Raw genomic sequence first — 26,915 nt, 5'->3', positions numbered from 1 at the left:
CGCCAGCACCGGCATCGGGATGCTGGTCGGTGCCGTATTCGGGGCCCTCGCCTTCGGCCGGGGCACCGTCGGCGCCGAACTCGCAGTCGTCTCAGCGGTTCTCGGAACAGCCGTGTTGTCCGGCATAGGCTCACGGCACAGCAGCGCTTTCACGACGTCGGGTTCGCATCGGCTGAGGGGATCGTTGGCTCCTCAGGCTGAGAGCTCTTCTCGCTGCCATCAGTGACGGACTTGAGGCGACCTACCGCCTTCACCGCGTAACGGCCGAGCGTGACCGACCCAAACACCGTGCTCGCGCTGCCGCCCAAAACCCCCGTGCCCACCGCCACATGGAGCGGCATGCCGGCGACGTACACGGCGGCCGCGATGCCCGCAGCGAAGGCTGCGAAGGCTACACCCGCCACGATCAGCAGCAGGACCAGGGTCGACCGCACCGCCGCGAGCGTGTCCATGTAGTAGGTGTGGGTCTCACCATTTGTCGCACGCGTCAGCTGACGATCGACGAGATCGATCATGCTGTCTGGCGTCTGACTGATCCGCGGCGTTGTCGCCGACATGTCAGCCCTCGGCCTGGGGGTCCTCGGAGGGGCGTCGGGGTGCTGGCCAGGTACACCAGGCGCAGCAGGCAAAGAAACTACTGCTCCACGGTCGCGGTGTCCGCCGCGTCGCCGTCTGCCGGGCGACGGCGTCCTGGTCTCAGAATCGGGCATAAAAATCAGGAAGCCCCGATGCATCAGCACCGGGGCTAGGACCCAATTTCCCAGCAGGCTATCAGAGGGCACCGACACGAATTGCCCGTCAACAGCTTCAGAGCCCCTGTTACGGCACCCGCATTTCCCCAGTTCAGAGAGCTGCACGCGCGGCGACCAGGCAAAACAGGCAAATTCGTGAATTGCATCACATTGCATGATTTCGGCGGTTTTCGCACACCCGGGCGAGCCGTCAGCCACTCGCCTTCGCGAGGATCTGCTCGTCAAATGCCCAGGCACCAATATGTCGCGCAGGCGGTGCCGGGCCTCCTGCAACACCGGGTCACCTGCAGCGCAACCATCCTCTCCGGATGCCTGCGGGCATTCGGCTGGCAGTCCGTTCCGGTTCCTTGGAAGTGGAACAACGCGCACGCGACTTCGAGTAGCGGCATTCCGCCGACACCGACCTGGGCCGATTCGATCGACCTCCGTTCCGGAAGTCGTTCCACTAGAAGTGTTCCGAAACAACAGTACAGTGACGACTTCCGGTACGATCGGAGTATGGGAACCAGGCAGAACCACTCGCCGCGCGGACTCGACCTCGGCTACGCCCGGGTGTCGACGACCAAACAGAGCCTCGAACGCCAACTCGACGCGCTCAATAACGCCGGCATCCCGGATGACCGGATCTACAGCGACAAGAAGACCGGCGCGACGGTCGACCGGGACGGCCTGACCAAGCTGCTCGGCTATGCCCGCGAGGGCGACACGATCGTGGTCTATACCCTCGACCGGCTCGGCCGCAATCTGCGTGAGGTCCTCAACCTGGTCCACGCTCTCGCCGAGAAAGGCATCGGCGTGCGGTCACTGGCCGACCCGCTGCCGATCAACACCACCGACGAGGGCATGGGGCGTATCGCGTTCCTGCTGCTGGCGCTGTTCGCGGAGATGGAACGCACCTTCACCGCCGAGCGCGCCGCGCACGCCCGCTCCGTCGCCGAAGCCGCGGGCCGCCAGATCGGCCGACCGGTAGCCCACCCCGCCGACAGCATCGACTACGCGCGACTGCTGCGAGCCCAGGGCGCCACCCTCGGCCAAATCGCCGACAAGACGAAGATCCCCAAGACATCGCTGCACCGCTACCTCAGCCCAGCACCGGCCGCCGACACCACACCACCGCCGGACAAGGCCGAACCAGACGGCGAGATCACTCCCGCCGTATCCGACTCAGGACCGACCCCAGAAGCTGGACATGTACCTGTGAACCCGGCGACGGTCGATCCGGCCACCGTGACCACCGAACGCGACCGCTCCACCGGCGCCTACCGGATCTTCGCCGCAGGTATACAGATCGGGCGAATCACCCGCGAGAACCGCATCCGCGCGGCGAAGTGGCAGGCCTACGACGAGACGAACCACCCCATCCCACGCGGGCCGTGGAACACCGTGCGTGAGGCGGTGGTCGGGTATCTCGCCTACCGAGAAGAACGAACAAACCTCCCGGCCGCGACGCAACGACGCAGGCCGTGAGAAGTCCTCGATGACAGACTGCACTGGCGGAATGCATTGCGGACGGCCATATTTCCGCCTTGGCCTGGCCGTCGCCCGCGCCCGCGGGCAACGTCTCGGCCGGCCACCAGCCATGACCGCCGAGCAGATCCGCCAGGCTCGCGCCATCCTCACCCGACCGGACGTCGGTGGCCCGGCTGCTCGGAGTCTCACGCTCGACGGTCATCAGCCCGGCGCACAGCGAGTACATCAATTTCTTCGGCGCGATCGAAGTCGACATCGACGCCGAACTCACCGCGCTCGGACCGACCGGATACCGGCCGCTCCGAGTCCGCGACACCCTGTTCTAGAGCCTCAGAGTTCGATTGTGTCCGACGGGCGAGGCAGCAGACTCTGGATGAGCAAGCTGAGCCGTCTGCGACCGGCGTCCCCGCTGAACCCCGAGGCAACGGATCCGACACGCCAGTAGTCGGCGCCATCGACCATGGTCTGCTGACCGTCGATAACAGCCGGACCGTTCAGAGCAGGCAGATCAGCCATCACATCGGCATACAACCTCGGCTCGCCGATGCTGACCGTCGTAGATTGTTCAGGAAACTGGACACTTTAGCGGTGCTCGTGGGGCGATCCTTACCAACACCCCTATCGCGGTGGTGATTTCGCTGGCACTGTTCCTGCTCTCACTCGCCAATCCGGGGCAGCAACCACCATCTACTGCCAGTCATCCGTTATGAGTGATATAGCTGGCCGCGCGCGACCACCAGCTCGGTCAGTGGGTCATCGAGACGCTGCGGAATCCGGCTTGAGCCACATCACCCGCTGGCAGGACGGCGGCGATCCGGCGGGGATCGGCCAGCACATCGATCTCGGCGATCCGGCCGCCCGTCACCGTGAACGCCATGACAGACGACGCACGCCCGTTCACCGAGACGACCACTCCGGCCGCACCGTTCACCAGAACCGGCCGCAGCACCGCACGCGGCTGCGCGAACCGGACGGCTTGGGCGGCGGCTTCGTCGGATCCGGTTTCCTCCCAGAGCTTTCCGGTTCCGAGATCACCGCGTAGCACGACGTCCGGGGCTAATACCAGCACCAGAGCGTCGATATCGCCGCGCCGGGCGGCGGCGAAGAAGGCGTCCACGACGCGGCGCTGATCGCGCGGGTCGCCGTCCGGCGCGGGCGCCGAGCGGACCCGGCGCCGCGCCCGGCTGGCCAGTTGCCGCGCAGCCTCGGGCGAGCGGTCCAGGATCGTGGCGATCTCGCCGAACGGGACCGCGAAACTGTCGTGCAGGACGAAGGCGACTCGTTCGGCGGGATCGAGGCGGTCCAGCACCACCTGCAACGCGAGGCCCACCGAATCGGTCAGCAGCGCCTGTAATTCCGGCGTGGTAGCGCCGTCGGCGGACACGATCGGATCCGGCAGGCGCACCCCCATCGGGACCTCGTTCCGAGACCTGCGCGAGCGCAGCAGATCAAGGCAGGTGTGGGCGAGCGCCGTGGTAAGCCAGCCGGCGGGATTTCGCACCCCTGCGTCGGGGGTGCGCCGGATTCGCAGCCACACCTCCTGTAGAGCGTCGTCCGCCTCGCTCACCGAACCCAGCATCCGATAGGCCATCGCCCGCAACCTGGCCCGGCTGTGTTCGAGCTCCTGCGCGAGCGATTCGGTATCGGTCATCGGTCACATCTCCAGGACGTCATCCGCCATAGGGGTGAGAGGTTTTCATCACCAACCTAATCAGGAAGGACGCCGAAATGGCCGTATCGACACTGTCGCCGACCGCGACGCGCGCACGCCCGGTCGTCTACTGGACAGCAACCCTGCTCATCGCGGCCGAACTCGGCGTGGGCGGGGTGTGGGATGTGGCACGTATTCCCTACGTTCGCGATCTGGTCGTCCACCTCGGATATCCCACGTATTTCCTGGTGCTGCTAGGCGTCTGGAAGATCCTCGGCGCGATCGGGCTGCTGGTCCCAGGCCAGCCTGTGCTCAAGGAGTGGGCCTACGCGGGCGCCTTCTTCGTCTACACCGGCGCCATCGCCTCACATCTGACCACGCGATACGCCCTGGGCGAGGTGGCGGCGCTCACCGCGATGACCGCGCTGACGGTGCTGTCGTGGGCGCTGCGGCCACCGAGCCGGCGCCCCGGACGCGCACGGGGGTGATGTTCCCTCAGCTTGTGATTTAAGGTGCCGCCGCCGCGTCAGCGGCGGCACCTTTTGTGGTGGGTTTGCCGACGTCGGGGTGGGTGGCGCGATGCTGGTTTTTGGCCCCGGGTGGGCGGCCGGGTCCTGGCCGGGAGGGTTTCGGCGCGCTGGCGGGCAGAGTGGTCTTCCGGCGGAGGTGGCCCCGCGGCGGCCGCGGGCGGGAGTGAGCCGGGCCGGGTCCGTGACGGGTTTTTCCCAGGGTCGGCGCAGATCTGTGGTGTGGGCCCAGAACTCCTGAAGCTGTCCCCACCCGCAAAGTAGCTTCAGGTCGCCGAGACAGCGGGCTTGGCCGCATTGCGCGAAAACTACCGGTACCCCTAGATGGTGGCCCGCGACATCCCAAGTGCCACTGCGGCTTCGGCCTTGTTGCCGCCGTTCTCCTGGAGGCTGCGGACGATCGCGTCGCGCTCCAACGCCTCGATCTGGCTGAGCCTGCGCCGGGTCAGCGAACGGCATTGCGGCGGTAGCTGGGGTCCCGGTAGTAATCGCCGAAAAAACAACGGATATAGGCGTTGTCGCCGGTCAGCGACGGTGTATCGCTAACCCCCGAAGGGTCGACTTTGCCGCGTACACGGCATGCGTTACAGGCTCGAACTGCGGAAACACGTTGGGGCTGACAGTGTCTCGCGAACGAAGGTCTGCGGACACACCTGTTGCGGACTCGCATCGGATGCTGGCTTCTCGCGACCCATTGGACTGAGCCTGGAGCATCAACAAGTCGCCATCGCTGCTGGTCCAGCCAACTTCGTTGTTTTTCGCGCGATTACTACCGGAACCCCTGCATGTGAGGCGCTCCTCGACGGGAAAGTCGAACGGGGGGCTCGGTCGCGCCAGTTCCTCGAACCGACGGCAGCCGGTCAAACCTCCGATTCAGCTGCTGCCGCCACCACAGCCGCTGCCGCCACCACAGCCGGAATGCCCACCACTGCAACCGGAATGACCACCGCCATGGCTGGAATGCCCACCACTGCAACCACCGCCATGGCTGCTGCCGCCATACGAGCCGAAGGAGTCGCGAAAGCTGGAACCACCGGCCGCACCCCACATTCGGCCGCGCGACCTTCGCCGGTTTGCCGGATTTTTCGACCGCCCCACAACCAGCAAGACCAGCCCTGCGAAGCCCACCAGACCCACCAGTGTGATGAAGGCATGTGCGCCCGCGGCCGCGCCGATCACCCCCACCAACGCGAGAATTACCAAGACCGCGATACCGATCACCGATTTCCGCCCCATAATTCGAGTGAACCCGAACCGAACGCAAACGTAAAGCGGCAATTCTTCGGGGGCAATCCGTCAGGTCCCGGCCCAGAACTCCTGAAGCTGTCCCAAGCCGCAAAGTAGAAGACCCGAAACTCCTGAAGGGGTCGCCGTAGTATTGGCCGAATTTCGGGCGGATATGGCGTAGCTGCTGGTCAGTGGGTGCGGGAAGCGCCGGGGCCGATGAGGCTGGTCAGTTCGCGCATCGCTTGGGGTGAGGGTTTGAAGTAGCGGCGTAGGTTCTCGGCCTTGCGGTGCCGTGATTTGGCCATGAGTTCGAGCAGGCTCGCGCCGGATTCGCCGAGGTGTGTGAGGCCGGAGTGGCGGAGTTCGTGTAGGTCCCAGCCGGTGCCGGGCCCATCGGTGGCGGTGGCGGCATCGAGTAGGCCGCGGGCCTGGTCGTAGGAGAGCCGTGCGAGTCCGGTGTCGGGGCACAGGTCGCGGTCGGCGAGGTATTTGCCGGGGCCGGGGCGGCGGTGGGTGACGAATACCGGCCCGTGGGTGCGGCCGCGGATCAGCCGGGGGAGGAGCCGGGCGGTGCCGGCGTCCCAGTACACGGTTTCCAGGACGTGTTCGTGGTGGGCGGCGCCGCGGCGGCGGGTGCGGGGTTTGGCGCCCTTGGACTTCACCCGGGCGCACCGGCCCGCCAGGTCGAGGTCCTCGATGTTGAGCTGGAGCAGTTCCTCTGCGCGAGCGCAGGTTTCATACAGCATCCGCCACAATGTCTTCTCCCGCAGATGGACTTCGCGGCGGGAGATGAGCCGGTCGATCGCGGTCCGCGAGCGCACCGGTGTCTCCGAATCCGGCGGGGTCGATCGCGCGGCCGACGCTGGGACTGCTGGCACGTTCCAGCCTTGCTCGCGGCACCAGGCCAGCCATTTCGCGACTGCGGCGCGGCGCGCGTTCCAGGTATTGACCGCCGCGGCCGGGGTCGACGAGGACTACAGCTCCCATGTCGACCGGCATTCGTTCGCGACCGAGCTGATCCGCGAACGGGGTGTCGACATCGTGCTCGTCGCCGAGCTACTCGGACATGCCCGCCTCGAGGACACTCGCCGCTACACCCTGCCCTCGGCCGACGAAAAGGCCGCTGCGGTGGCCGGTCTCGCGGTCGACCGATAGCCCACCGATAGCCCGCAGGGCCTGCACCGTGCTGGTGCAGGCCCTGCGGGATGGTCCGAGCTGCCTCGGTCTACTTCTTGTGACTGTGCTTCGTCGGATCGTTCAGGACGTAGCTCTGGCCGGGCTTCTCGGTCGGGGGCAGCGGCTTACCCTGCACCCCGGTGATCTCCCTGCCGGTGTCACCGCCCCGCGGGCCGACGACGCCGTACTGGCCGGACTCGGGAACCCGGTTACCCGGCTTGAGCTTGTCGTTCTTCGACATTGTTATGCCTTCTAACTGCCGATTCGTTATTCCGGCCGGTCCCTGAATTCCTGATCAGGTGACCGATCTGCGGTACGTTGGCAGAGCACCCCTCGCCAGAAGTGCAACTATCAACGAGCCCCACGCCGGTGCCCCGGTGTGGGGCTCGTTCGTGATATTCGTCGGCGCTCCAAACACTACTCGTAGTGGGTGACAACTCCGGACAGCACAAGACCTTGTGTCGGTGCGTGTTTCAGATCTGCTGTGCGTTCGGTCACCACTGGCACGAGATCACCTTGAGCACCAAACATCTGATTGATCGACTCGACAGCAACGGCGAACCGATCCGTACAACCGACAAAGGAGCGACCACGTGAACGCCTTGCCGACACAAGAGCAGATCTTCACCAACGCGGCGGCCGCAGCGCATAACGCGGCCGCAGCACTGTCGGACGTGCGCGATTGGCTGAACTCCGACTGGTCGGACCAGCAGTCATTGACCGACGAAGCGGCCAACGCCCGCAGCGCGGTCCGCACCAAGCTCGAAAACCTCAAGGCAGAGATCTACGAGATGGAAGAGCAGCTTCGAGGCGTAGCGAAGAGCCTCCGCAACCGGCGGTAAATCGGGACGCGACTGAATTGACGAGAGGTTGGTCTGCGGACACCACGCGCCGTGGACGCGGCATCGGATGCAACCTGCTCAAGACGTTTCGACTGGACCTGGAGCATCAAAACCCGCCATCACTGCTGGTCCAGCCAACTTCGTTGTTTTCCGCGCGATTACTACCGGACCCCGATATGGTCGACGACTTCGAGGACGAGGACGAGGACGAATAGTAGGGCGTAGCGCCGGATTTCGCAGATTTGTCCCATGCCCGTTCCCGCCGCATCCTGCGTGATGGCCGGGGCCGAAATGAGTGATGCCGTCGAGCGTGGAGGGCCCGACGGCATCCGGGCTCGCGGCACCTGGGGGGGTCGGTGGCCGCGAGCAACTATCAGCCGGGGGGATGGCTGATAGGCGTCGAGCCTAACCGATACACAGCCGCCGCGAGCAGCCAGGGGTGCGACAGTATCCGGCCGAAACCCTCGCGCGACAACACATTTCATGTCACTAGCTGTGCGTCAAAGGCATCAAAGACGCCTGAACGCTCTCGGCGGCACCGCCTGCGGGCGAGTTGGTGCGCTGGAGGCGGTTGCTGGGGTGGGACTTCCGACGGCATATCCGCAGCCAGCGCCTGGTGCCGTTCCCGCGTTCGAGTCCCGCTCGGCGGGCGGGACCCGAGGCGGGACTCGAACGCCGAACAGCAATTGCATTCGGACCGTTAACATCGCACATATGAGCGAACAGCCTCTAGAGTTCGCGCCCGGTGACCGGGTGATGTGGTGGGCCGATCGCGACGGCCGGGGGCTCAAGCCCGATCACCCCGACGCGATCCGGCGCACCGGCGTCGTCGACAGCGTGCACCGCCACGACGGCCAGGTCGTCGCGTACCTGGTCGCGTGTCGCGGCGGCGTCAGCGGTACCTACATCACGACCGTCCGGCCGGACCACGGCCACCGGCTCACCCTCGCTACATGAGGGGGGAGGTACTCAGGGGATGGCTGGATCCGGAGCGCTATGCGGGTCATAGCAGCATGAGGAGGAAGAGGATCACCATCGCTGGCGGTACCAGCCATAGCCATCGCATATCCAGTGGTTGGGCCATCTTGAACTGACCCGTGCGCTCCAGTTCGCGCAGGTGCCGAATCGTGCGCACCTGGCCGGGCGTGATCGGCTGGGGTTCCGGACGCGGGCACGGGCAGTACGGAACGTAGTGCCACCCCATCGAGCAGCGCGAGCAGATATACCGGTACTCAGTCACCGCTGCTCCCCCCTTTTTCCACCGGGTACCGGCGTCCGCGTGTTGCGCGCGCGGTCTCGGTGTGGTGAAAAGCGTAGCTGCGATGTCCTTTGCCGCACCTGTTCGCGCCGACTGATGGGGTGTGGCGACCCGACAGCGGTCAGGCGGCGATCTCGAAGAGGGTCAGCTCACGCGCTGCCGCCGCGCGCTGTTCGGCGCGTTCGCGAATCGCGCAGGTCGGGCCGATGCCTTGGGCGACGGACTCCGCCGAGACGAGCCAGCCGTGGCAGCGGCGGCAATGCGTGACGAGTCTGACCGTGGGCTGGTCGTCGACGTCGGCCATGTCGTTCTCCTCCGGCCGGGGCGGCACGTATGGCAGAAGCCTGACATGAGGGACCGACACCATGGTTCCTGCTGAAGTCGTTTCAGCCACCATGAACCCACTGCTTTCTGGCGAGCAAGATATCTGCGTAGGGGCCCTAAGTGAGGCAGGGGTGGCGGAAACGGTGGAGAGCAAGTTGGACGTGCTAAGTGAGGTAGCCAGGTGCCTGGACAGACGTCTAGAGGCGCGGGGCGGGTGCTTTGAGGGCAAGCGAGCGAAGCTCGTGCGGCAGCACATCTCGAGGCGACCAGACGCCGAGCAGCACGTCCCGCCCGGGGCCGCCGGCGCGCCACGAAGTAGCGACCAGCCCGTCCTACATGCCGAGTCCGTTGTCGGTGCTGGGCCCGCGATCCGGCTGCCGGTACGGCGTCTCGAAGCTGGACTCGGTCGACGGCGATTTACCCGGTCGGGTCTTGGGCCGGGACTGGGCGCGGACTTCGGCGGCGCGCTGCTCGGGGGTGAGCCGCGAGCGCCGAGTGTGCTCGGTCTCCACCTTCTCCAGGTCCTGTTGCAGGTCTTGAAGGTATGAGGTGTCGTCGTCGAGTTCGCGTCCGTCCTGGCTCCGTGCCGCGGTGAGCCGCCGTTCCTGACTCTGTTCGCGGGCCTCGAACAGGACCTCGTCCCATTCGCGGGCGGGAACTCCGGTCGCCTTAGCCGTGGCATCGGCGCCGGCGCGGGCATCGATCGCGGGCTGCGCGATCTCCTCCAACTGCGCGATGGTCTCGTCGATCTCGCCCTGTTTCTTCTGCCGGGCCAGCAGTCTGCGCCGAGGAAGCCCATCCAGCTCCTGCTGCAGACGAGTCTGCTTCTCGGTGAGTTCGCGTTGCTCGCGCTCGGCCTTGTCCGCGAGGGCCTGGGCCTCTTGCGCGGCCGGGATCTTCTCGGCCTGGCGCGTCAGTTCGGCGTTGTCGGCGCGGGCCTGGCGGGTGTGCGGGCCGCCGTTGGCTTGGCGGTCGGCAATATCGTCGGCCAACAGCTGGACTTCGGTGCGCAGGTGCTGCAGCTGCTCGTCGAGCACAGCGTCGGACCAGCGGCGCGGTTTGAGGTCGTGGCTGGCGAAACCAGCGTCGGTCACCCGACGCATCCGCATCATCGCCTTCTGATCCGCGGACATCTCGGTGTAGTAGACCCGTGTCCGCTGCGTCTTCTCGCTGCGAGCTGCCGTCGGTGGTGTCAGCGGACCCCTCGCGGCGGCGGCGGCCTTCTTCACCCGACCCGCCCGGTCCGCCTTGTCCTGCGAGCTGCGTACGGCGGCATCGGATTCGGGTGTGGCCGCGTGCCCGGTGGCACGCTGTGCGGCGCGTTCGGCCATCGAGGCGAACACGTCGGCGGCGTCACGGTCCCACTGATCGCGGCGCGCTTGAAGGTCGGCCTCCCACTGCGCACGTACCGGCCCGAGATGTTCGCGGGTCATGTGTTCCACCGCCAGGGCGCGACCGAGTTCACCGCGCGTCCGGTGCGCTCGCGCGACCTCCAATGCGATAGCGATAGCGAGCAGCAACAGCACGAGCATCAGCGCCACCAACACCACGGCGACCTGCGCGGCGATATCGTCGTCGCGTGCACCACCGGCCTTGTGCGTGCGGGGCCTGGATCGGGTCGACTGGTCGAGCAGCAGCCGCGCCACATCACCCAACAGCGTCGGATGTGTACCAGGCGCGGGCCGGTATCGGTCGGTGCGGCGCGGCATCTGCGCCGACCGCGTCAGCTGGTCCGCGGCCGCCGCGAACGCTCCCGGCTTGTCGCCTTCGAGGGTTTCACTCCATGCGGCGAAGACGCCGGCGGCCTGACCGGCCATCCACGCCCACTGGGCGCGGTCGCCGTGCGGCACGCCCGCCAGCCTCTCGCGCCACTGCCCGGCTGCGGCCGCGGCTTGCCGCCACGCCTCGACCTCGTCGTCGCCCGCCCGACCCGACTTCCCGGTCCCGGCGGTGCGGCCCTTCCATGCGGCCAGTGCGTCGGCGCGGGCCTCGGGGCTGTCGTCCCACTGCTGCTCACGCAGTGCCGTCAGCGACAGGTCCCCGGCGAGCTTCCCGCCGCCCAGCCACGGACCGACCTCGGCGCCGTCGCGACGTAGCCGCACCGAATACCCGGTCACCTCTTCCGTGCCGCCGGGCTTGTAGCGGGGCCGGATCGAGATCCCACGCTCCCGCAGACCTTCCACGAACGCGACCTCGCTGTCGGCGGCGACCGCGACCGCCCGCACCATCCGACGCAGCCGCTCGCGCTCGGTCTCCGGAGTACCGAGCCGCTTGGACCGCTCGATCTCCGCGCGGCTGTTCTCCGACAGCCCGCCGCCCTCTTTCCGCGACGCCAGCACCCTCAGCCCGAACTCGTGCTCCAGCTCCCCGCACACCTCGTCGGCGCGGCGCCAATCCCCCTTGGCCAGTCCGGGGCCGTAGTCGTAGGTGCTGACCTTCGAGCCGTCCTCGCGGACCAGGCTCGCCGCGATGTGGATATGGTCCTGGCCCTCACCGTCCGCGCCGGACAGCCCGTGCCGCACCGCCACCCACCGCGCCTGCGCCCGCTTGCCGTCGGGGGTGCCGGTGAAGCCCATCCGCTCCATGAACGTCTCGGCGACCTGCTCCCATTTCTCGTCGGAGAGTTCCTCCCCGGGCATCAGCGCGAGCACGCAGTGCCACACCGGAGCGTCCTTGTACGTGCCTTCCTCGCCCCGGCGGGCGGGCTCGATAACGTCCATTCCCAAATCCCGGCCACCGACACCGACCTTGGCCTTCATGCGGACCTGGGTGTTGTACAACCGGCGCGGAATCTCGATCTCGTGCGCAACCGCCAGCGCGGTCTCCCGCGCCGCCTCGTCCGCTTCGGGCCCGTCGAAGTTCTCCAGCCACATCTCCCGCATCACCGTGGGCGAGCCCGCCACGATGTGCCGGTTCGTGTGCTCGTTGTGCTCCCCCGGACCCAGCAGGTAGGCCACCAGCCCGGGAAGCTTCTTGCCTCGCCGGATCTTCGGGATCATCGCCGCGCCGCTTCCCGCGCCAACTCCTCTATCCGCTCGGCACGCTCGCGCAGCTCCTCGGCCACAGCCTCCAGCTCTTCGAGGATCTCCCAGATCTCCTCCGACACTTCGCCATCGATGTGCGCGGAGTGGACCAGCTGGTTGAGGTTGCCACCGATCTTCTTCACGTGATGGCGCCGCATCATGTCCAGCGCACTCGCCGCAGAACCCAGCTGAGACACGATCTCCCGCCGCTGCGGCCACGGCAACCACGGACCACTGTCGTTCGACGACGCGGTCGCGACCGGATAGGCCGCGGCCTGCACCACATACCAGGGCACCGTGCAGTTCGCCTCGTCCGCGAACTTCTGCACCCGCGCGAACTCCTCGTCGGAGAACACGATCTCGGGCTTGTGCTTGGGGCCGTCGATGTTCGGGCGCCGCCGACGCCGGCGCTCCCGCGCAACGTTCTGCGCACTGCGCCGCCCATTCGTCGAACCCGCCCCTGAAACCTCCTGCGCACCCACCACAACCACCCTCCGATCGGTCCGAACCTCGGACGAAAAACCCGGCCCAGCGCAGCGACCACCCGACCGGGTGGGCTCCTCACACCCGTGAGGAGATCCTCATTTACCAGAGGGTAAATGTTACCTTGCTCCGCCCTGGGGTTATGTATGAGTGTACCGGTGGTTTGGGCTGTTGAGCGGGTTTGTTGACGTGTCTGCATTGGGTTGTGTTGCGTGCAGATTTTGTTGTGTGTGTGCCTGTTTGGGCTAGTGGATGGAGTGCAGGTGTCGGGACGGTAGCGCCCATGCAGTGGGCGCGTTAGTAGTGCCGTGTCGGGCGTCCCCCGGATCCGGAGTGCGCCCAGCTTGCCCTGTAGATTCCGGACAGACGAAGGCCCCGGCGGGTTCGCGCCGCCGGGGCCTTCGTCGTCTTCGCGGGGGCCGCTACGTCCGCTCGATGTGCTTGCGCAGCTCGATCACACGCCCACCGGCGCCGGTGGACTCGGACTCCGCGCGCATGAGCGCGGCGGTATCACGGATGCGTTCAACCGTCTTGCGGTGCACACCGGTGTCCTCGTGGACGGCGTTGATGCTCGCCTCGGCCGCCAGCATTTCCAGCGCCCGCACAACGGTCTCGAGGGGCAGTCGACGGCCGACACCACGCGCCCGCACTTCCTCCGCCAGCACCGTCAGCGCGGCCCGCACTTCGCCGGGACCGCCCGCACTTCCAGCCGACGCAAGCGCAAGTGCGGATACCGTCCGCCCGGGAAGTGCGGACGACGAACCCGCCCCCGCATCACGCGATGCGGACATGGTGCGCGACGCCGGACGCGGACGCACAACCGTGGTGCGGGGCGTCGGCACTTTGTCGACACCGGCGCTCTCGGCACCGGCGACGGCCGGGGCATCGACGGCCACGTCACGAACAGCAGCGGTATCGATCGAGGTCTCGACGGTCCTGTCCGGTGCGGGCAACGGTTCCTCGGCCATCGGAGCATCGCCCGCACTTGCCCGCACCGGCTGCTCCGCTGCGGCCTCGATGGGTCCGGACGCAGCGGGAAGTGCGCCCGCACTTTCGATGTGCTGATCGCCCGCACTTCCCGCACTTATGTGATGCGGTGCGGACCCCGGCACCGTGTCCGCCGAAGTGCCGGACGCGTCCGCACTTCCCGCACTTTCGATGTGCTGATCGCCCGCACTTCCGCGCGTCACGAAGTGCGGGGCCCGCTCCGGTGCGGGCTCGAACTCGCGCTCGAGGTCCGCGATCACCGCCTCATCGTCGCCCCGCACTGGGGCGGGCGCGACCGCTGCGGCGGGTTGCTCGGCGCGGGTGCGCAGGGCGTCCAGCCGTTCGGTGGTGTCGTCGGTGGGCGGCAGCTCCAGCGAGGCCTTCGTGATGGCCGCGCCCATCCGCTTGGCGACGGCGGTGTGCCCGAACAGGGCGAGGCCCATCATGATCGGCGCGACCGAGTGCACCGCGACGTTGGACCAGTCCTGTGGCGAGCGCAGATACGGGTAGGTGTTGAGCAGGATCGAGCCCAGAAGCAATACGACCTCGGTGCGCTGGATCGTCTTCTCGCCGTCGGTGACCTTCCACCGCGCCACCGCGGATCCGGAGACCATGAACACGACCAGCACCGTCGAGATGAGCGCCTCAAGGAGGTAGCTCATCCAGTACAGCGGCTCGCTCGGACCGCCCGGGGCGAGGTTGTGCTGCACGTTGGCGGCAGAGAACAGCATCGACCCGGCCACGACGCCGGCCAGCGCATGCCCGGACCACTTCTTCACCCGGTACAAGTAGGCCAGCTGGGCGTGCGGGCTGCCCTCGCGCCGTTGATCGGCCAGTGCGCGCCGCGACAAGGCCAGATCCCGGGCCTCGCTGCGCACGATCTCGGTCGTGGTCTTGCGCACCTCCGCCGCGGTCGCCTCCACGGTCTCCAGCTCGGCGATCTGCTCGGTGCGGTTGTGCTCGCGGATCCGCTCGGCCAGCTCCCGCTCGGCCAGCAGCTCCCGCTCGGACAGCGCGGCGCGCAGGGCGGGGTTGTGCTGATGAGCTAGGCGGACCTCGGCGGTCTGCACCCGCTCGGGCAGATCCGCGGTCAGCAGCGGATCACCGCTGTCGGGGACGGGTTCAGGTTTGCGACGGAACATTGATCAGCCTTCCTGGGTGGTGGTGTCGGTCCGGTTCTGTAGCCGGGCGACGGTGGCCTGGGCGGTATCGAGGGTCTGTTGCAACGCCGCGAGCTGGGTGGCGTGGACGGATTGGATGCGCTTGATTTCGGTGGTGTGGTCGGCGCGCAGCTGCTCACGGTCGGTGCGGGCCTCGCTGCGCGCGGTTGCCAGTTCCTGGCGTAACTGCGCGACATCATCGCGCGCTTGGGCCCGGGTCGTATCGAGATCTCGCCGCAGCTGTGTGGCCTCGCCTGCCGCGTCGTCGCGGGCCTGCTGCGCGGCGGCCAGGGCCGCCTCGGCGCGGTGCTGCGTGGCCAAAGCGGCGTCGCGTGCGTCGTTGGCTGCCGCGACATGCGCCGCTGCGGCCTCCCGCTCCAGCTCGATCCGGTCCTCGGCTGCGCGTTTCTCCGCCGCGATCCGCTCGGCGGTTACCCGCTCGTTCTCCTGCACCTGAGCGAGGGCCTCCCGCTTCGCGGCTTCTATCTGCCCGCGGGCGTCGCTTCGGACCTGCTCCAGCTCGGCCCGTGCGTCCGCTACCTCCGCCCGCGCGGCCTCAGCGTCCGCGACGGCCCGGTCGCGCTCGTCGATCGCGTCCTGTGCCGCTCCCTCGGCGAGCTCCTTGTCCTCGAGGGCCTGCGCCAGCTCGCGGCGGGCGGCCTGGGCGTCGGCCTCGGCGTCCTCGGCGGCCTGCTGCGAGCGCCGGGCAGCGTCCTCGGCGTCGCGGCGGACAGCCTTGACCTCGAGAGCTGCCGCGTCCGGATCCCCGGCCGTCTCGATGATCCGCTCCGCGCGGGCGATCAGTTCGCCGAGCTGGTCGCGGTGCGATGTGGTCGCCATCTCGAACTGCGCCAGCAGTTCTGCCATCGACGACCGCGCCGACGTCACCGGTCGCCTAGCACGCTGCTGCTCCGCCACGACGGCGCCGCCGGCGGCCGCCGCTTTCAGCTCCTTGCGGCGCAGGAACGCGGTGGCGCGGTCGTGGCGGCGCACCTCACCGTCCGGGTCGGCGCGCAGCTGCTCGCAGTAGTCCCCCGGTCGGCCGCGTCCTGGTTCGGGCTGGAACGTCTGGCCGCACACTACCCACTTCTGTGTCTTCGCATCCCACGCGTGCGGGAACCGACAAACGCGCTGGTCGGACTCGCCGACCGCGCCGCGACCGGCCGGGCCGGGCGCTTCAACTGAATCACTCATAACCCCCATCTTACCGTATTACGTACGATTTCAACGTTATTCTATATTCGTTTTTACGTTTTAACGAAACGTATACAATATTAGCCATATGGCTAATATTGGCAATGTGAGCCATATGGCCAATATGGGATACAGGGCAGAACCACTGAGAGCGCTGATGCGATCGAAGCCATACCACGAGGTCAACGCATAGCCATATATCCCATATGGCCCATATATGCACTGGTCAGACGTGTTTCCTACAGGCCATATGGGCTGTAACGGCGGTAGGGTGCCGAAGTGTCCCTACTCAGCTGCTCAGGATGGTTCGGATGACGACCACTGCGGTGATGAATCTGAAGGGTGGTCCGGGGAAGACCGCGCTCGTGAACGGGCTCGCACATGCGGCCGCTGCCCGAGATGAGGACGTGCTCGTCGGCGACGTCGACCCGCAAGGCAACTCGACCAGCCACTTCACCGGCCACAACGCCCGCAACCTTCCGTCGACCGGGACGCTGGCCGATGTTCTCGACAGACGTGTCGATCGCCCGCTTGAGGACATTGTTCTGCCCGCGCGAACCCGGGACCGGATCTACGTTGCGCCGTCCGGTTTCGGGGAGATGCAGGAGGTGCAGGACACGCTGCTAGGTCAGACCGGCGGGGATCTGTCCGTGCGCCGAGCGTTCCGGGAGGCTCGCAAGAACGGCCGCGTGCTGTTCGACTGTCGCCCCGCGGTCGACCTGATCACCCGGGCCGCGATGATGGCCTCCGACAACGTCCTGATCGTGGTGGCGCCGGAGTTCGACCACATCGAGGGGATGATCTCGGTGTTCACAGCGATCAACGACCTGTATAAGTTCGCCGACTACGAGCTTCGCGTGGCTGGTGTGGTCATCAACCTGCTGGATGGCAACCGCAACGACCACGGCGAGAATGTCGACTACATCCGCAGGTACTGCGGCAAGGCGGGCGTGCCGGTGCTGGGGCAGCCGATTCCGAAGCTTGCCGATATCTCCCGGCTCACCAATGCCGGGCTCGGCATGGATCAGCATCCAAAGCAGTCGGCTCGCACGCGGTGGCTGGCCGAGAACTTCGCCGCCATCCTCGACGGCATCGACAAGGAGGCCGCCTGATGACGATCCCGCAGCCCGGGCTGCCGGATCCCGCTGACGCTGCCGCGCCGAAGCCTCGCAACCCGTTCGGCCGACGCAACCCGGCGCCACCGCCGCCACCCGACCCGGAAGACTCCCAGCATGGGGACAGTAGGGGCCATATGGGCGATAGGGCGGATAGAGAACCCCGCCGCCCGAAGAGGCCGGCGGACACGACCGACATCCTGCTGTCCGTGCCCACCGACCTCAGCGACCGTCTGGAGTCGGTCCTGGCCTACACCTACCCACACACCGGAGTGAAGACCAAACAGCAGTTCATTCGAGCCGCTATCGCACGGGCCTGCGCCGAGCACGAAGCGCGTTTCAACGATGGGGACAGGTGGCCACCGGTACCCAAACCGCGATCCACGTAGGAGCTCTATAGACCATATGGCCCGTAGTAGTCGTCAGTACCCATTCGGACGGGAGCCGGGCTCGCATAAGCGTGTAGCCCAGACTTCCCGGTGAGGTGTCGGTCAGTCCTCACGAGCCTGACGTGCCAGTTCGCGCCGGGCGGCCTCAACAGACTGGTGCCGGGCGGCCGCCGTGCCGACCGCGCGGCGCCCGAGCTCGGCAGCCTTGGCCATCGCCGCGGAGCGGGCAGGCGAGTCTGCTGCGGCTATCGCTGTGGCGCGCAGCTGCTCCCAGGTCTCGCGTTTCGCGGCACGCCGGGCTTCGTTCTCGGCGACTTCCCGTGCCCGCTCCAGCAGGGCGGGCGGCTCATCGACCGGGGTGTAGTTGAGCAGCCAGCCCAGGTAGGCATAGGGATCGGTGGGGTTGCCGAAGATCCGTTTGCCCGCGATCAGCACCTCGTTGAGCGCGAGGTACACATCGTCGGTGGTCCAGCCGTTCAGTGCCCGTTTGGTCAGGACGGCCGCCAGGCCCTGGCGGGGCATCCGCCGTACCCAGAGCGGGAAACGCACGTCTCGTTTGACCTGAGAGGCCAGCAGCAGCGCGCGCTCGTCGTAGGCTCGACTCGTTTTCGGCCGGACCTTCTTGTCCTGGCCGCGCGGAGCGCGTCCTTCGATCACGTTCTTGGTGGAAGTAACCGAGTCCTGGCGTGAGAGAAAGAGAGAACCACCACTACGTGGCAGTGGGGTGACAAAGTCCTGTTCAAGCAGTGACTCGATGATCGAGTTATCCACAAGGTAGGCGTAGGACGGGGACTCGATCAACGCCGCGACGGATGTCCAACCGCGGCATGGATCGCCGCGCTTCCAGGAGGCCAGCCGCTCATCCATGGTGCGGTGGCGGCCCTCGAAGACCACTTGGCGCTGATCGAGCAGCCCGGCGAGCTCACGGCAACGCTGTACGGTGCGACGGTTCCGGCGGATGCGCTGGCTGAGGTAGCGCACAGACGGCCGGCACTCGCGGCCGGTGCCAAGATCCGCGCAACCAGATTCGGCAATTGCCCACGCCAAGAAGGTGTCTCGCTTCACTGACGGCGCCCGCAGAGTTGAGCGCAGCTCGGCGTAGAGCAGGTCATACAACGCCATCGTGTAGGCGACCCACCGGTGCCGAGACCACCAGCAGGACGGGACATCTGCGTAGAGGTCTTCGGGCTGCTCCAACCGCAACGGCGGTACAGAGAACAGCACTGCCCCGGCCGCCTTCCTACCCGGCCTGAGTAGGGAGCTTCGGCAGTATTTGCCCTGGTGGGGTGCACTGTGGGCAGCGTCATCTAGGTGACCCTGCTTGATAAGGGCGTGTTCTCTCGCAGCCGTGTGCGCGCGTGAGTTACCCTGAGATCCGTCCAGCAAAGACATGATCCCTTTCGGGGATGCGGTGCCCTCGGCGTGCAAGGCCGGGGGCATTTCCGCGTTTATGAGGTTGTGGGGTTCGGGCGGATCGCCCGCTCAGGTCAGGCCAGCTACGCGCATTCCTTCCGACTCACATCGATGTCCAGTGCTTCTTGAGCGTCTGCGGCGGCAGGCTCCGGCAAACCCAGCTCACGCCGGAGCGCTCGCTCGAAGAACTCTCGCTTCGTGAGCCCGCTCTGGTGAATCGCCTGATCGCACGCCTCCAGGAGGTCGACGGACAGGCGGACACCGGACAACTTGGACGGGGGCATGGTTACCGGTCTAGCCATGGGCGTTAACGCTAATGAGTGATCTTCACAAATCGTGGAGACACGCCGGTGCCAATTCCACACAGCTGGTGTGGAATCGGCATTCTGCCAAGCGCATCCGAGCGAATGTGTGTGTGCAGCAGCGACTGATGAAGAGAGTGAAGAGTTCACTACGGCTTGCGTATTCGGGTCGATGGCGTATCGGGGGTCGAGGAGCAGTCGTGCGAAAAGTGGCGCTAAAGACAAAGGCCGAGCGCGGCTGAGAGGTCAGTGATTTCATGCCGCGGTGGTCGATGAAGCTGGCTGTGGCCGGTTGGGTGTTGTCTCGGGCGGGAGCTGGAGCGGTACTGCTATCTCGACTTCCAGGTCAACCCGTACAAGCTGGCGAGGTTGCTCCGCCCGGCGGGGGAGTAGCTCCGATACCGGTCCGTTTATTACCCACGGCCCCCTAATCGAAGTGGAATGTGGACAACCGGGGATGGGTTCTACGCTAGTTTCGGCTCCTGTGCTGGAGCTTCCTCCGGCCGAGAGTTGAACTGTTGTAGGGAGTCTCACAAATGAACAGCTACGCGGGCCGCCACAGTGACGTTACCGGAAGGCGCAGACCGCCGGCCCGTCGAGTCGCACTCGCGACCTGGTTGTTCGCCGCCGGGGTGGGTCTGGCTTCGGCCCTGGCCCCGCAAGCCACCGCTGCCCCGGCCCTGATCGCCTGCGGCGCAGGCGAATATGAAAACGTCGACCACGACTGCGTCCCGCGCCCGGAGCAGGCTCCCGCCGCCCCCGACGGGGCAACCGCCCAGTGCAAGGACGGCACCTACAGCTTCAGCCGACACCGCACAGGCACCTGCTCGCATCACGGCGGTGTCGCCCGCTGGTTGGTCGCCCTGCCGTAAACCGGCGGCAGTCCCTGACATCGGTTCGGGTCTGGCGTCCGGGACAATGGGGCCGCTGTGTCTGCCGAGGAACTTGCCGTCGAACTACAGGCAGTCATGCACCGACTGCTGGGCGCGACCTTGTGGCCGGGGGCCGGTCGGGGTGCAGATCGTTGAAATCGCCTCCCGCTCTATGGCAGATAGTCTCCCGAGTCGCCCCGTCGCGGAAAGGCCGTCGCGCCAGGACGACTCGCATTCTATGGCAGATAGTGTGCCGCTATCTGCCATAGCGCGCTACCGCCGGATTTCTGGCGGATGCGCCCCTACCCCCTAGGCTCCCGGAAACGACAGAAGGAACATCGTGAAGAAGCTGATCATCGCGGCCGTGGCCGCAACCTGCATTTCCTGCCTCGGGGGCACAGTATCGGCGGCAGCATCGCCCACACCGATCGCCAGCGACCCGAACGACTTCCTCGGCGGGTTTGCAGAAGGACTGACCTCCGGCAGCTCGGGCAATCGCTCGACCACACCCGACGGCACCGTCGGCTACTACGACAGCCTGGATGCATGCGAAAGAGCCAAGCGGGCAATGGGATTGCCCGATGGGGCGTGGGACACCCCTCGTCACGGCCAGTACGGCTCCTGTGAACGGGTCCCCGGATCGGCCGGGCAGACGTACGAACTCGACACCCACACACTTCCCTAACACACACGAAAGCGCCCCTGCCGCCCTCCAGGAGGACGACAGGGGCGCAATCGTATTGTCATCCCAGAAGTCGCGCGCTTCAACGGTTTTCAGGCCGCTAGCAGACGACCGGTGTAGCCCGCGTCGACGAGCTGCGAGTACGCCTGGTGCACGTCGTCGGGGACGGGCTGTTCGATCGCCCAACCCTTGTCGGGGTAGACCCAGATCCGTTGGGTGTCGCCGACGAGCATGGTGATGACGCGGTCGACATCACCGATGCTCTGGATGTAGTCGTCTAGCGGCAGGGGAAAGGACGAGCAGAGCACCTCCACCTCGGGCCACCGCTTCCGGCAGATCGCGTAGCTCCGACGCTGCTGGTAGGGCCGCGATATGAGTATCACGGACCGGATCTTGTTCAGCTCGCCATGCTCGTCGAGGACTGCACGGGTGAAGTCGATGTTGTCGCCTGTGTTGGTCGCGTTCGGCTCGACCAGGATCGCACTGTCGGGGACGCCGAGAGCGAGGGCGTGTTCGCGGTAGTGCACGGCCTCGCCACGTGGGAACCGCTCTTTGGTCGTCGGCGCGTTGGCGCCGGTGAAGACGATCAGCGGGAACATCCCTTGGAGATAGAGATCGGCGGTGTATGTGGCGACGCCCAGGTCATGGCTCCCCAGACCGATCGCGACGTCAACAGGGCGAACCTCGTGGTTCAGCTGGTTGTAGCCCCAGAGGATCTCGACGGAGGAGCGAAGGTCGGTGGGTATCACGGTCGATGGCATGCGCTGTCCTTTCAGTCGGGAAGCTTGAAGTCGTAGGTCCACGCGAAGCGCGATGCAGCGTGGACGCCTCGCGCGAACTCCACGAGGGTGTTGTCCACGGTGTAGGTATGGCGGGTCAGCACCATGACCGGCTCGCCAGAGGGCAGATTGAGCATTTCGGTCTCGTCGGGGTTGGGCATCCGCGCGAAGACCGTCTCGGTCATGTGGTCGGGCTCGTATCCCTGGAGAGTAAGCACCGCGAACCCGCCACCCCGGCCCGCTGGACCGGGCGTCGGGTCGACGAGCGGTGTGCCCTCGACATGCGCCGGGCGGTAGTAGCTCGTGAGTGTGTGCGTCGGCTGATCGCCGTCCTTGACCAGGCGAGCGCGCTCGTACACCGGCGAACCTGGTTCCAGCCCAAAGGCTTCCGCTACCTCGGCGTCGGCCTCTACCAGCTGGACCGTTTGTGTCTGATCGGTCGGCTTCCACGGCCGGCCTGACGCTTCGCGGTCGGCACCGAAGGCAACGATGTCCCCGAACTTCCACTTCCGCTTGGAGTACCGATCGACACCGAGTCGACGCAGCCGCGGCCGTTCACGAACGACAGTGCCGCGCCGACGGACAGGCGTCACCAGACCCTCGGCCTCGAGTAGCCCCACCGCTTGTCGGACGGTCTTGATATTGACCCCGTGGATCCTGGCTAGCTCGTCTTGCTTGGGCAGCGTCGTACTGGGCGGGTATTCGCCCCGCTCGATGGCAGTGCGGAGGCTCGCCGCCAGCTCGCGGTAGCCGCTGATAGCCATCAGCTCACCCTTCCTCGTCGTTCCGACATTCTCCATGCTGCCAGGTTCATTAAGAGTAGCCATAACTAGGAACTCCACTCTCACCTATCAATAAAGCCCGTTCTATTGACCAATCCTGCCGCGCTTGCTCAAATAGAGCTACCCCTATTTTTGCAAGCGAGGAGATGTCGTGACAAGTGCAGACGTGCGCAGGGATGTTCAGGTGAGTTCCTTGATCGGGCTGTCGAGAGGTGCTGCCCTGGTGGGCAGGCACCCGGTGACGCTGCGCCGCTGGATTAAGCAGGGAAAGCTCGTCGGCTGGCGGACCCCGTCGAACCAGATCTTGGTGAGTCAAGACCAGCTCCTGAGGCTGACTGCGCCGATCCGGATGGACGTCGAGGTAACCGATCGTCTCGAAGGTGCGGTCGCGTGATGAGGCTGCCCGAGGTCTGGACGCGTGAGGTGTGGGCCCGTGCTGCGGCCCCGACCATTCCGGCAGTCGATGAGGTTGGCGGCCATATGGTTTCGGCCGCGACCGGCCATCACGCCGACTACGTCGGTCAGGACTGCTGGGTCGTTGACTATTTGCCTGGTCGTCAGTTGACCCATGAGCAGGCTCGCGCCGCTATGCGAATCGCTGTGGCGCCGGACCGCCTTGAGGTGGACCGGTGGGCCGCAGCTATCGGTATGACCGCTGCTGAAGCCCGCGGCTATGCGCTGATTGAGGCGGTGGCGTGATGGACCGCTTCACCACTGCCGGGGGCGTGTTGATCGAGGTCGACCAGCTCTACACCGATGTCTACCGCGACGGTGCCCGGGTGATCTCGGTCGTCGATATCGCCGAGTCGTGGACTGATCACCGTGGTGTGCGGCGCTGCGAGGTCACCTACCGGGTTGTCGTGCGCAACGGCGTTCCGCTGGCGTTGACCCGGGTCCAGAAGATGGACGCGGCACGCCTGACCGATCCCCGCATCTACCAGCGGGTTGAGGGGGTGCAGGCGTGATGGCCCGTCGTGAGCGCGTAGTCGATGTGGTGATCCCGATCGCGCCGCCGACCGGTGCGGGAGGCTCCGGCATCGGTGTGGTGGGCGCGATGATCGCGCTGCTGATCGCGGTCGTGGTGTGCGCGGTCATCGTGTGCGTCGCGGTGACCACCACCGATTTCGGGCCGGGCGCGACCGTGCCGACCGGCCCCGGCTGCTACCCGTTCTGCCCGTCGGCGACGCCGACCGCGCCGGGCCGGGTGAGTCGGTGAGCACCCCGACCGAAACCGCTTGCATCGTGCGGCTTTTCCGGCTGCACCGCGACACCGATGTCTCCGGGTTCTCAGGCGTCGGTGTGGTCGCTGATGGCGTCGTGTGGCCCGACGGGATGGTGTCGATGCGTTGGCGCGGCCCGGTCCGCACCACGGTCGAGGCCGCCCGCATCGAGGACATCCAAACCATTCACGGCCATGACGGCGCGGCGCGCGTCGTGCTGGTGGCCGATATCTCGGGAGGTGCGGCGTGGACCGCAGCGTGAAACAGCCTGGTAAGGGCGATCTTTCGGATTGGAAGGAGCTGATCGCGGTCTCCGCGGGCATCGGTCTCGGTGAGGCGGCCGGGTTGTCGATGCGGGTCGGTGAGTTCCTCTACAGCGACACCAGCCAGGACGTGCCGTGGAACCCGTTGTCGCTGGCCATCAATCTCGCGACCGGTCACCTGGAGTGGACGGGTGCGGCCACCGGCGGCGCGGTCACTCTCGTGGTCGGTACCGCTGCCGGTGTCGCTGGGTCGGTGTGGGCGTGGCGTGCGGGCTGCGCGAAGTGCCGCCAGCTGGTCGGGAAAGCCTCGCAGCGCAAGCGGATTCGCCGCGAGGCGGTCGACTCGCAGGCCCGCTACATGGCCCACGGCAAGGAGCTGGCCGACCTGCGGCGGGATGCGGTGCTGGCCAAGGCCGGGGACCTGAAGGTCAAGCTGCGTGAAGGTGATGCGCCGGGCGTGATGATCGCCCGCGCCGTCGCCGACGGTCAGCCCCTCTACGCCAGCTATGAGGATCTGCACCTCGATATCTGGGGTCCGCGCTCGGGCAAGTCCACCAGCCGCGTGATTCCGGCGGTAATGGAGGCCATCGGCGCGGTGGTCGCGACCAGCAACAAGCGGGATGTGGTCGACGCGACCCGCGCCGCGCGCTCGACCGGCGGCCGCGAGACCCACGTGTTCGACCCGCAGGGTGTGGCGGCCGAGCCGTGCACCTGGTTCTGGGACCCGATCGAATGGGTTCTCGGTGAGGACGGCGGTGCGGGCGCCCAGGAGCGTGCGGCCGAGCTCGCCGGACATTTCGCCGTCGCCGGTGAGGCCGACAAGCGTGACGCCTTCTTCGATCCGGAGGGCGAGGACCTGTTGGCGGGCCTGTTCCTGGCGTGCGCGCTGGCGAAGAAGCCGATCACGCAGGCGTTCGCGTGGGTGACCAAGGTCGACGACAAGGAACCGATCGAGATCCTCGACGCGGCCGGTTTCGGCCTGCTTGCCGGTGCCCTGTCGGACCAGTACTACGCGCCCGACAAGCAGAGAGGCGGCGTTTTCAGCACGGCCAAAAAAATGGCCGCGTGCCTGAAATACGAGCGCATCCGGCCGTGGGTGTGCCCGCCGGCCAAGGGCGAGAGCCCGCGCCGGTCGTTCAAGGTCGCCGACTTCGTCACCTCCCGCGGCACGCTCTACCCGCTCAGCAAGGAAGGCAAGGGCAGCGCGGGGCCGTTGGTGACGGCGTTGTGTGCGGCGGTCGCCGCCGCCGGTGAGGCTGAGGGCACCCGTCACCCGCGTGGGCGGTTACCGGTGCCGATGCTGATGGTCCTCGATGAGGCCGCCAACATCGTGCGCTGGGCGGATCTGCCGAAGCAGTACAGCCACTTCGGATCTCGCGGCATGGTCGTGATGACGATTCTCCAGTCGTGGGCCCAGGGTGTGCGCTGCTGGGGTCCGGAGGGCATGCAGGCGCTGCTCAGTGCCGCCAACGTTCTCGTGCTCGGCGCGGGTCTGAAGGACACGTCGTTCCTGCGGGACATGAGTGAGTTGGTAGGCCAGCACTACGAGCTGACTACCTCGGTCAGCCAAAGCCACGGCAAGGGCGGCACACGCTCGACATCGACCTCCCGCACCATCGAAACCACCCTTGCCCCAAGCGATCTCGCCGCGTTGCCCAAGGGCCGCGTGCTGGTGTTCACCAGCGGTCATCGCGCCACCCTCGCCGAAGCCGTGCCGTGGATGGCGCGCCCGTATGCCGCGCAGATCCAGGACGCGCTCGTCGAGATCGAGCAATCCGACCCCCCGGCTGCTCGGCCGCACTTGCGTGCCGTGCCGCCGCTGTCCGACGAGGAAGGCGAAACCGCATGAGCACCAATGGAACCGACACCACCACCGAGACCGAGCAGGCCGCGCCGGAGCGGGTGATTCCGCAGATGGAGCTCGGCGAGCTGCTCGATGCGGCGATCCGCAAGGCGGTCACCGCGCAGATCACCGCCGAGGCCAAGGGCATCGCCGATGGTGTGGTCGTGGCGGTGCTCACCCCCGAGGTCGTCGCGGGGATGCGTGAGACCGCGATCATCGAGGCTCAGCACGCGCTCGAACCCAAGCCCGAACCGGAGTCCGGACCCGAGCCGGAGCCCGAGGACGCCGACGAGCCCGAGGAGCCCAAGAAGGAGCTGCGCTTCCGCAATCTCGAAGCGTTCGTCGACGGCTACATCGCGAGTCTGTATCGGCGTGAGGTCACCGCGCGCGGTAGCGAGAAGACCGCGCGGTGGTGCCCGTGCTGGTGGGCTCACGGCGAGGTCGTAGCCCGCTTGGAGGCGTTGTGGCGCGCCTTCGAGCAGCTGCGTCACGGCGACGGCGCCGAGATGGCTGGGTGGTGGGTGCAGTTCGCTGACCCGCTGATGGCGTCCATCTTCGACGTGCGGGGCCCGTTCGAGTACTGCTCGGTGGCCGAGGGGCACAGGGCCAAGCTGGCCAAGCTGCCGCTGGTGGCCGCACCGAAGGACATATTCCCCGACGGCCACGCCCACGACGAGTCGCCCGCGACGCCGATGCCGTCGACGATTCTGCTGCCGCCCGCGCCGATCGGGAACCGCCGGGTGGTCTGGGAGTTTCCCGGATGAGCGCATCGGCCCGCGCCCAGGATCACGGGTCATGGGAGACGATCACCGCCGCCCTCGATAGGGCTGTCGGCCCCGGCCGCCGGTCCGGGGCGTGGACGAAGTACTGCTGCCCGGTTCACGAGGCTGACGGCCGCCACCATAACCCGTCGCTGATTGTGAAGTACTTCGCCGACGCTGGCCGCACCAAGGTCCAGTGCCGCGCGGGCTGCGACGACCTGGATGTGCTCGACAAGCTCGGGCTGAAGGTTCGTGACCTGTACGACGCCCCGACCGCTCGCGCGCGTGGTGAGCGGCGGACCGCGCCGCGGCTTCATCATCGGCAGATCTCCCGCGCCGACCGCGCCATCGACGCCGCGGGCCTGCCGCTGCGTCAGCCGAAGAAGCCGGATCTCGGCACGCAGACCTCGCCATGGAAGA

The 26,915-nt window shown here is 66.8% G+C and carries 32 protein-coding genes and 2 pseudogenes; 18 read left to right on the top strand and 16 right to left on the bottom strand.

The window, feature by feature from the left end; genetic code table 11:
- Positions 1–149: 149 nt before the first annotated feature.
- Complete coding sequence (locus ACV7NQ_RS48380) at positions 150–557, bottom strand: hypothetical protein (RefSeq protein ID WP_463366299.1); 408 nt, start codon at positions 555–557, stop codon at positions 150–152.
- A 693-nt stretch (positions 558–1,250) separates the two neighbouring features.
- Between ACV7NQ_RS48380 and ACV7NQ_RS48375 the strand changes: the two genes are divergently transcribed.
- Together ACV7NQ_RS48375 and ACV7NQ_RS48370 are read left to right on the top strand one after the other, a co-directional pair.
- Positions 1,251–2,219 (top strand): recombinase family protein, encoded by a 969-nt coding sequence (locus ACV7NQ_RS48375; protein ID WP_463366298.1) that lies wholly within the window; start codon positions 1,251–1,253, stop codon positions 2,217–2,219.
- A gap of 167 nt (positions 2,220–2,386) precedes the next feature.
- A complete protein-coding gene (locus ACV7NQ_RS48370; protein WP_463366307.1) occupies positions 2,387–2,548 on the top strand; it encodes a hypothetical protein in 162 nt (53 codons plus the stop codon).
- Between the two features lie 419 nt (positions 2,549–2,967).
- Here the strand turns inward: ACV7NQ_RS48370 and ACV7NQ_RS48365 are convergent, their stop codons facing one another.
- Positions 2,968–3,873, bottom strand: coding sequence for a sigma-70 family RNA polymerase sigma factor (locus tag ACV7NQ_RS48365; protein ID WP_463366297.1), 906 nt, complete (start codon positions 3,871–3,873; stop codon positions 2,968–2,970).
- A 77-nt stretch (positions 3,874–3,950) separates the two neighbouring features.
- Between ACV7NQ_RS48365 and ACV7NQ_RS48360 the strand changes: the two genes are divergently transcribed.
- Positions 3,951–4,361: a DoxX family protein gene (locus ACV7NQ_RS48360; protein ID WP_463366296.1), complete on the top strand. Its 411-nt coding sequence runs from the start codon at positions 3,951–3,953 to the stop codon at positions 4,359–4,361.
- A 359-nt stretch (positions 4,362–4,720) separates the two neighbouring features.
- Here the strand turns inward: ACV7NQ_RS48360 and ACV7NQ_RS48355 are convergent.
- The 3 genes and pseudogenes from ACV7NQ_RS48355 to ACV7NQ_RS48345 all read right to left on the bottom strand — a co-directional run.
- Positions 4,721–4,873, bottom strand: a pseudogene (locus ACV7NQ_RS48355) (helix-turn-helix domain-containing protein); the annotation flags it as partial.
- A gap of 387 nt (positions 4,874–5,260) precedes the next feature.
- The gene (locus tag ACV7NQ_RS48350) at positions 5,261–5,386 is read right to left on the bottom strand and encodes a hypothetical protein (protein WP_463366295.1); all 126 of its coding nucleotides are present in this window, start codon (positions 5,384–5,386) and stop codon (positions 5,261–5,263) included.
- Between the two features lie 429 nt (positions 5,387–5,815).
- Entirely contained in the window at positions 5,816–6,448 is a 633-nt protein-coding gene (locus ACV7NQ_RS48345) for a site-specific integrase (RefSeq protein ID WP_463366294.1), read from the bottom strand.
- Here ACV7NQ_RS48345 and ACV7NQ_RS48340 point away from each other — a divergent pair.
- Complete coding sequence (locus ACV7NQ_RS48340; protein ID WP_463366293.1) at positions 6,417–6,782, top strand: tyrosine-type recombinase/integrase; 366 nt, start codon at positions 6,417–6,419, stop codon at positions 6,780–6,782. The genes ACV7NQ_RS48345 and ACV7NQ_RS48340 overlap by 32 nt on opposite strands.
- A gap of 70 nt (positions 6,783–6,852) precedes the next feature.
- Here the strand turns inward: ACV7NQ_RS48340 and ACV7NQ_RS48335 are convergent, their stop codons facing one another.
- A complete protein-coding gene (locus ACV7NQ_RS48335; RefSeq protein WP_463366292.1) occupies positions 6,853–7,044 on the bottom strand; it encodes a hypothetical protein in 192 nt (63 codons plus the stop codon).
- A gap of 352 nt (positions 7,045–7,396) precedes the next feature.
- On the opposite strand from ACV7NQ_RS48335, the gene ACV7NQ_RS48330 reads away from it, so the two are divergent.
- Together ACV7NQ_RS48330 and ACV7NQ_RS48325 are read left to right on the top strand one after the other, a co-directional pair.
- Positions 7,397–7,645: a hypothetical protein gene (locus tag ACV7NQ_RS48330; RefSeq protein ID WP_463366291.1), complete on the top strand. Its 249-nt coding sequence runs from the start codon at positions 7,397–7,399 to the stop codon at positions 7,643–7,645.
- A gap of 714 nt (positions 7,646–8,359) precedes the next feature.
- A complete protein-coding gene (locus ACV7NQ_RS48325; protein ID WP_463366290.1) occupies positions 8,360–8,602 on the top strand; it encodes a hypothetical protein in 243 nt (80 codons plus the stop codon).
- Positions 8,603–8,648: 46 nt separating this feature from the next.
- Here the strand turns inward: ACV7NQ_RS48325 and ACV7NQ_RS48320 are convergent, their stop codons facing one another.
- The 6 genes from ACV7NQ_RS48320 to ACV7NQ_RS48295 all read right to left on the bottom strand — a co-directional run bounded on the left by ACV7NQ_RS48320 (position 8,649) and on the right by ACV7NQ_RS48295 (position 16,074).
- On the bottom strand, positions 8,649–8,885 hold the full coding sequence (locus ACV7NQ_RS48320; RefSeq protein WP_463366289.1) for a hypothetical protein: 237 nt from the start codon (positions 8,883–8,885) through the stop codon (positions 8,649–8,651).
- 139 nt (positions 8,886–9,024) lie between these two features.
- Positions 9,025–9,207, bottom strand: coding sequence for a DUF6011 domain-containing protein (locus ACV7NQ_RS48315; protein ID WP_463366288.1), 183 nt, complete (start codon positions 9,205–9,207; stop codon positions 9,025–9,027).
- A gap of 352 nt (positions 9,208–9,559) precedes the next feature.
- Positions 9,560–12,226, bottom strand: a complete 2,667-nt coding sequence (locus tag ACV7NQ_RS48310) for a relaxase/mobilization nuclease domain-containing protein (RefSeq protein WP_463366287.1) — start codon at positions 12,224–12,226, stop codon at positions 9,560–9,562.
- Positions 12,223–12,732: a plasmid mobilization relaxosome protein MobC gene (gene mobC / locus ACV7NQ_RS48305; RefSeq protein WP_463366286.1), complete on the bottom strand. Its 510-nt coding sequence runs from the start codon at positions 12,730–12,732 to the stop codon at positions 12,223–12,225. The genes ACV7NQ_RS48310 and mobC overlap by 4 nt, the downstream gene beginning before the upstream one ends.
- Positions 12,733–13,155: 423 nt before the next feature.
- Complete coding sequence (locus ACV7NQ_RS48300; protein WP_463366285.1) at positions 13,156–14,862, bottom strand: hypothetical protein; 1,707 nt, start codon at positions 14,860–14,862, stop codon at positions 13,156–13,158.
- Between the two features lie 3 nt (positions 14,863–14,865).
- Complete coding sequence (locus ACV7NQ_RS48295; protein ID WP_463366284.1) at positions 14,866–16,074, bottom strand: hypothetical protein; 1,209 nt, start codon at positions 16,072–16,074, stop codon at positions 14,866–14,868.
- 311 nt (positions 16,075–16,385) lie between these two features.
- Here ACV7NQ_RS48295 and ACV7NQ_RS48290 point away from each other — a divergent pair, with 311 nt between their 5' ends.
- Positions 16,386–17,186, top strand: a complete 801-nt coding sequence (locus tag ACV7NQ_RS48290; protein ID WP_463366283.1) for a ParA family protein — start codon at positions 16,386–16,388, stop codon at positions 17,184–17,186.
- On the top strand, positions 17,186–17,578 hold the full coding sequence (locus ACV7NQ_RS48285; RefSeq protein ID WP_463366282.1) for a hypothetical protein: 393 nt from the start codon (positions 17,186–17,188) through the stop codon (positions 17,576–17,578). Before ACV7NQ_RS48290 ends, ACV7NQ_RS48285 begins: the two co-directional genes overlap by 1 nt.
- A 102-nt stretch (positions 17,579–17,680) precedes the next feature.
- Here ACV7NQ_RS48285 and ACV7NQ_RS48280 read toward each other — a convergent pair whose 3' ends face one another.
- Positions 17,681–18,802 carry a hypothetical protein gene (locus ACV7NQ_RS48280; RefSeq protein WP_463366281.1) on the bottom strand — a complete coding sequence of 374 codons (1,122 nt, stop codon included), beginning with the start codon at positions 18,800–18,802 and terminating at the stop codon, positions 17,681–17,683.
- A 272-nt stretch (positions 18,803–19,074) separates the two neighbouring features.
- Complete coding sequence (locus tag ACV7NQ_RS48275; protein WP_463366280.1) at positions 19,075–19,293, bottom strand: hypothetical protein; 219 nt, start codon at positions 19,291–19,293, stop codon at positions 19,075–19,077.
- 536 nt (positions 19,294–19,829) lie between these two features.
- On the opposite strand from ACV7NQ_RS48275, the gene ACV7NQ_RS48270 reads away from it, so the two are divergent.
- Positions 19,830–20,165: a DUF3761 domain-containing protein gene (locus tag ACV7NQ_RS48270; protein ID WP_463366279.1), complete on the top strand. Its 336-nt coding sequence runs from the start codon at positions 19,830–19,832 to the stop codon at positions 20,163–20,165.
- A 340-nt stretch (positions 20,166–20,505) separates the two neighbouring features.
- Positions 20,506–20,850: a hypothetical protein gene (locus ACV7NQ_RS48265; RefSeq protein ID WP_463366278.1), complete on the top strand. Its 345-nt coding sequence runs from the start codon at positions 20,506–20,508 to the stop codon at positions 20,848–20,850.
- 89 nt (positions 20,851–20,939) lie between these two features.
- Here ACV7NQ_RS48265 and ACV7NQ_RS48260 read toward each other — a convergent pair whose 3' ends face one another.
- Both ACV7NQ_RS48260 and ACV7NQ_RS48255 read right to left on the bottom strand, forming a co-directional pair.
- Entirely contained in the window at positions 20,940–21,608 is a 669-nt protein-coding gene (locus ACV7NQ_RS48260; RefSeq protein ID WP_463366277.1) for a YdcF family protein, read from the bottom strand.
- 11 nt (positions 21,609–21,619) lie between these two features.
- Entirely contained in the window at positions 21,620–22,390 is a 771-nt protein-coding gene (locus ACV7NQ_RS48255; RefSeq protein WP_463366276.1) for a GntR family transcriptional regulator, read from the bottom strand.
- A 202-nt stretch (positions 22,391–22,592) separates the two neighbouring features.
- Here ACV7NQ_RS48255 and ACV7NQ_RS48250 point away from each other — a divergent pair, with 202 nt between their 5' ends.
- The 8 genes and pseudogenes from ACV7NQ_RS48250 to ACV7NQ_RS48215 all read left to right on the top strand — a co-directional run.
- Positions 22,593–22,802: a hypothetical protein gene (locus ACV7NQ_RS48250; protein WP_463366275.1), complete on the top strand. Its 210-nt coding sequence runs from the start codon at positions 22,593–22,595 to the stop codon at positions 22,800–22,802.
- Complete coding sequence (locus ACV7NQ_RS48245) at positions 22,802–23,107, top strand: hypothetical protein (RefSeq protein ID WP_463366306.1); 306 nt, start codon at positions 22,802–22,804, stop codon at positions 23,105–23,107. The genes ACV7NQ_RS48250 and ACV7NQ_RS48245 overlap by 1 nt, the downstream gene beginning before the upstream one ends.
- Positions 23,107–23,373 carry a hypothetical protein gene (locus tag ACV7NQ_RS48240; RefSeq protein WP_463366274.1) on the top strand — a complete coding sequence of 89 codons (267 nt, stop codon included), beginning with the start codon at positions 23,107–23,109 and terminating at the stop codon, positions 23,371–23,373. Before ACV7NQ_RS48245 ends, ACV7NQ_RS48240 begins: the two co-directional genes overlap by 1 nt.
- On the top strand, positions 23,373–23,624 hold the full coding sequence (locus tag ACV7NQ_RS48235) for a hypothetical protein (protein WP_463366305.1): 252 nt from the start codon (positions 23,373–23,375) through the stop codon (positions 23,622–23,624). The genes ACV7NQ_RS48240 and ACV7NQ_RS48235 overlap by 1 nt, the downstream gene beginning before the upstream one ends.
- Positions 23,621–23,890, top strand: coding sequence for a hypothetical protein (locus ACV7NQ_RS48230; protein WP_463366273.1), 270 nt, complete (start codon positions 23,621–23,623; stop codon positions 23,888–23,890). Before ACV7NQ_RS48235 ends, ACV7NQ_RS48230 begins: the two co-directional genes overlap by 4 nt.
- Positions 23,887–25,740, top strand: coding sequence for a type IV secretory system conjugative DNA transfer family protein (locus ACV7NQ_RS48225; protein WP_463366272.1), 1,854 nt, complete (start codon positions 23,887–23,889; stop codon positions 25,738–25,740). The genes ACV7NQ_RS48230 and ACV7NQ_RS48225 overlap by 4 nt, the downstream gene beginning before the upstream one ends.
- Complete coding sequence (locus ACV7NQ_RS48220) at positions 25,737–26,498, top strand: DUF4913 domain-containing protein (RefSeq protein ID WP_463366271.1); 762 nt, start codon at positions 25,737–25,739, stop codon at positions 26,496–26,498. The genes ACV7NQ_RS48225 and ACV7NQ_RS48220 overlap by 4 nt, the downstream gene beginning before the upstream one ends.
- Positions 26,495–26,915 (top strand): annotated as a pseudogene (locus ACV7NQ_RS48215) (toprim domain-containing protein); the annotation flags it as partial. The gene ACV7NQ_RS48220 and the pseudogene ACV7NQ_RS48215, both read left to right, overlap by 4 nt.

The sequence above is a fragment of the Nocardia sp. Tas62D01 genome (assembly GCF_055232035.1).
Note: the sequence above shows the minus strand (reverse complement) of the source record. Positions and strands in the feature narration are given on the sequence as shown.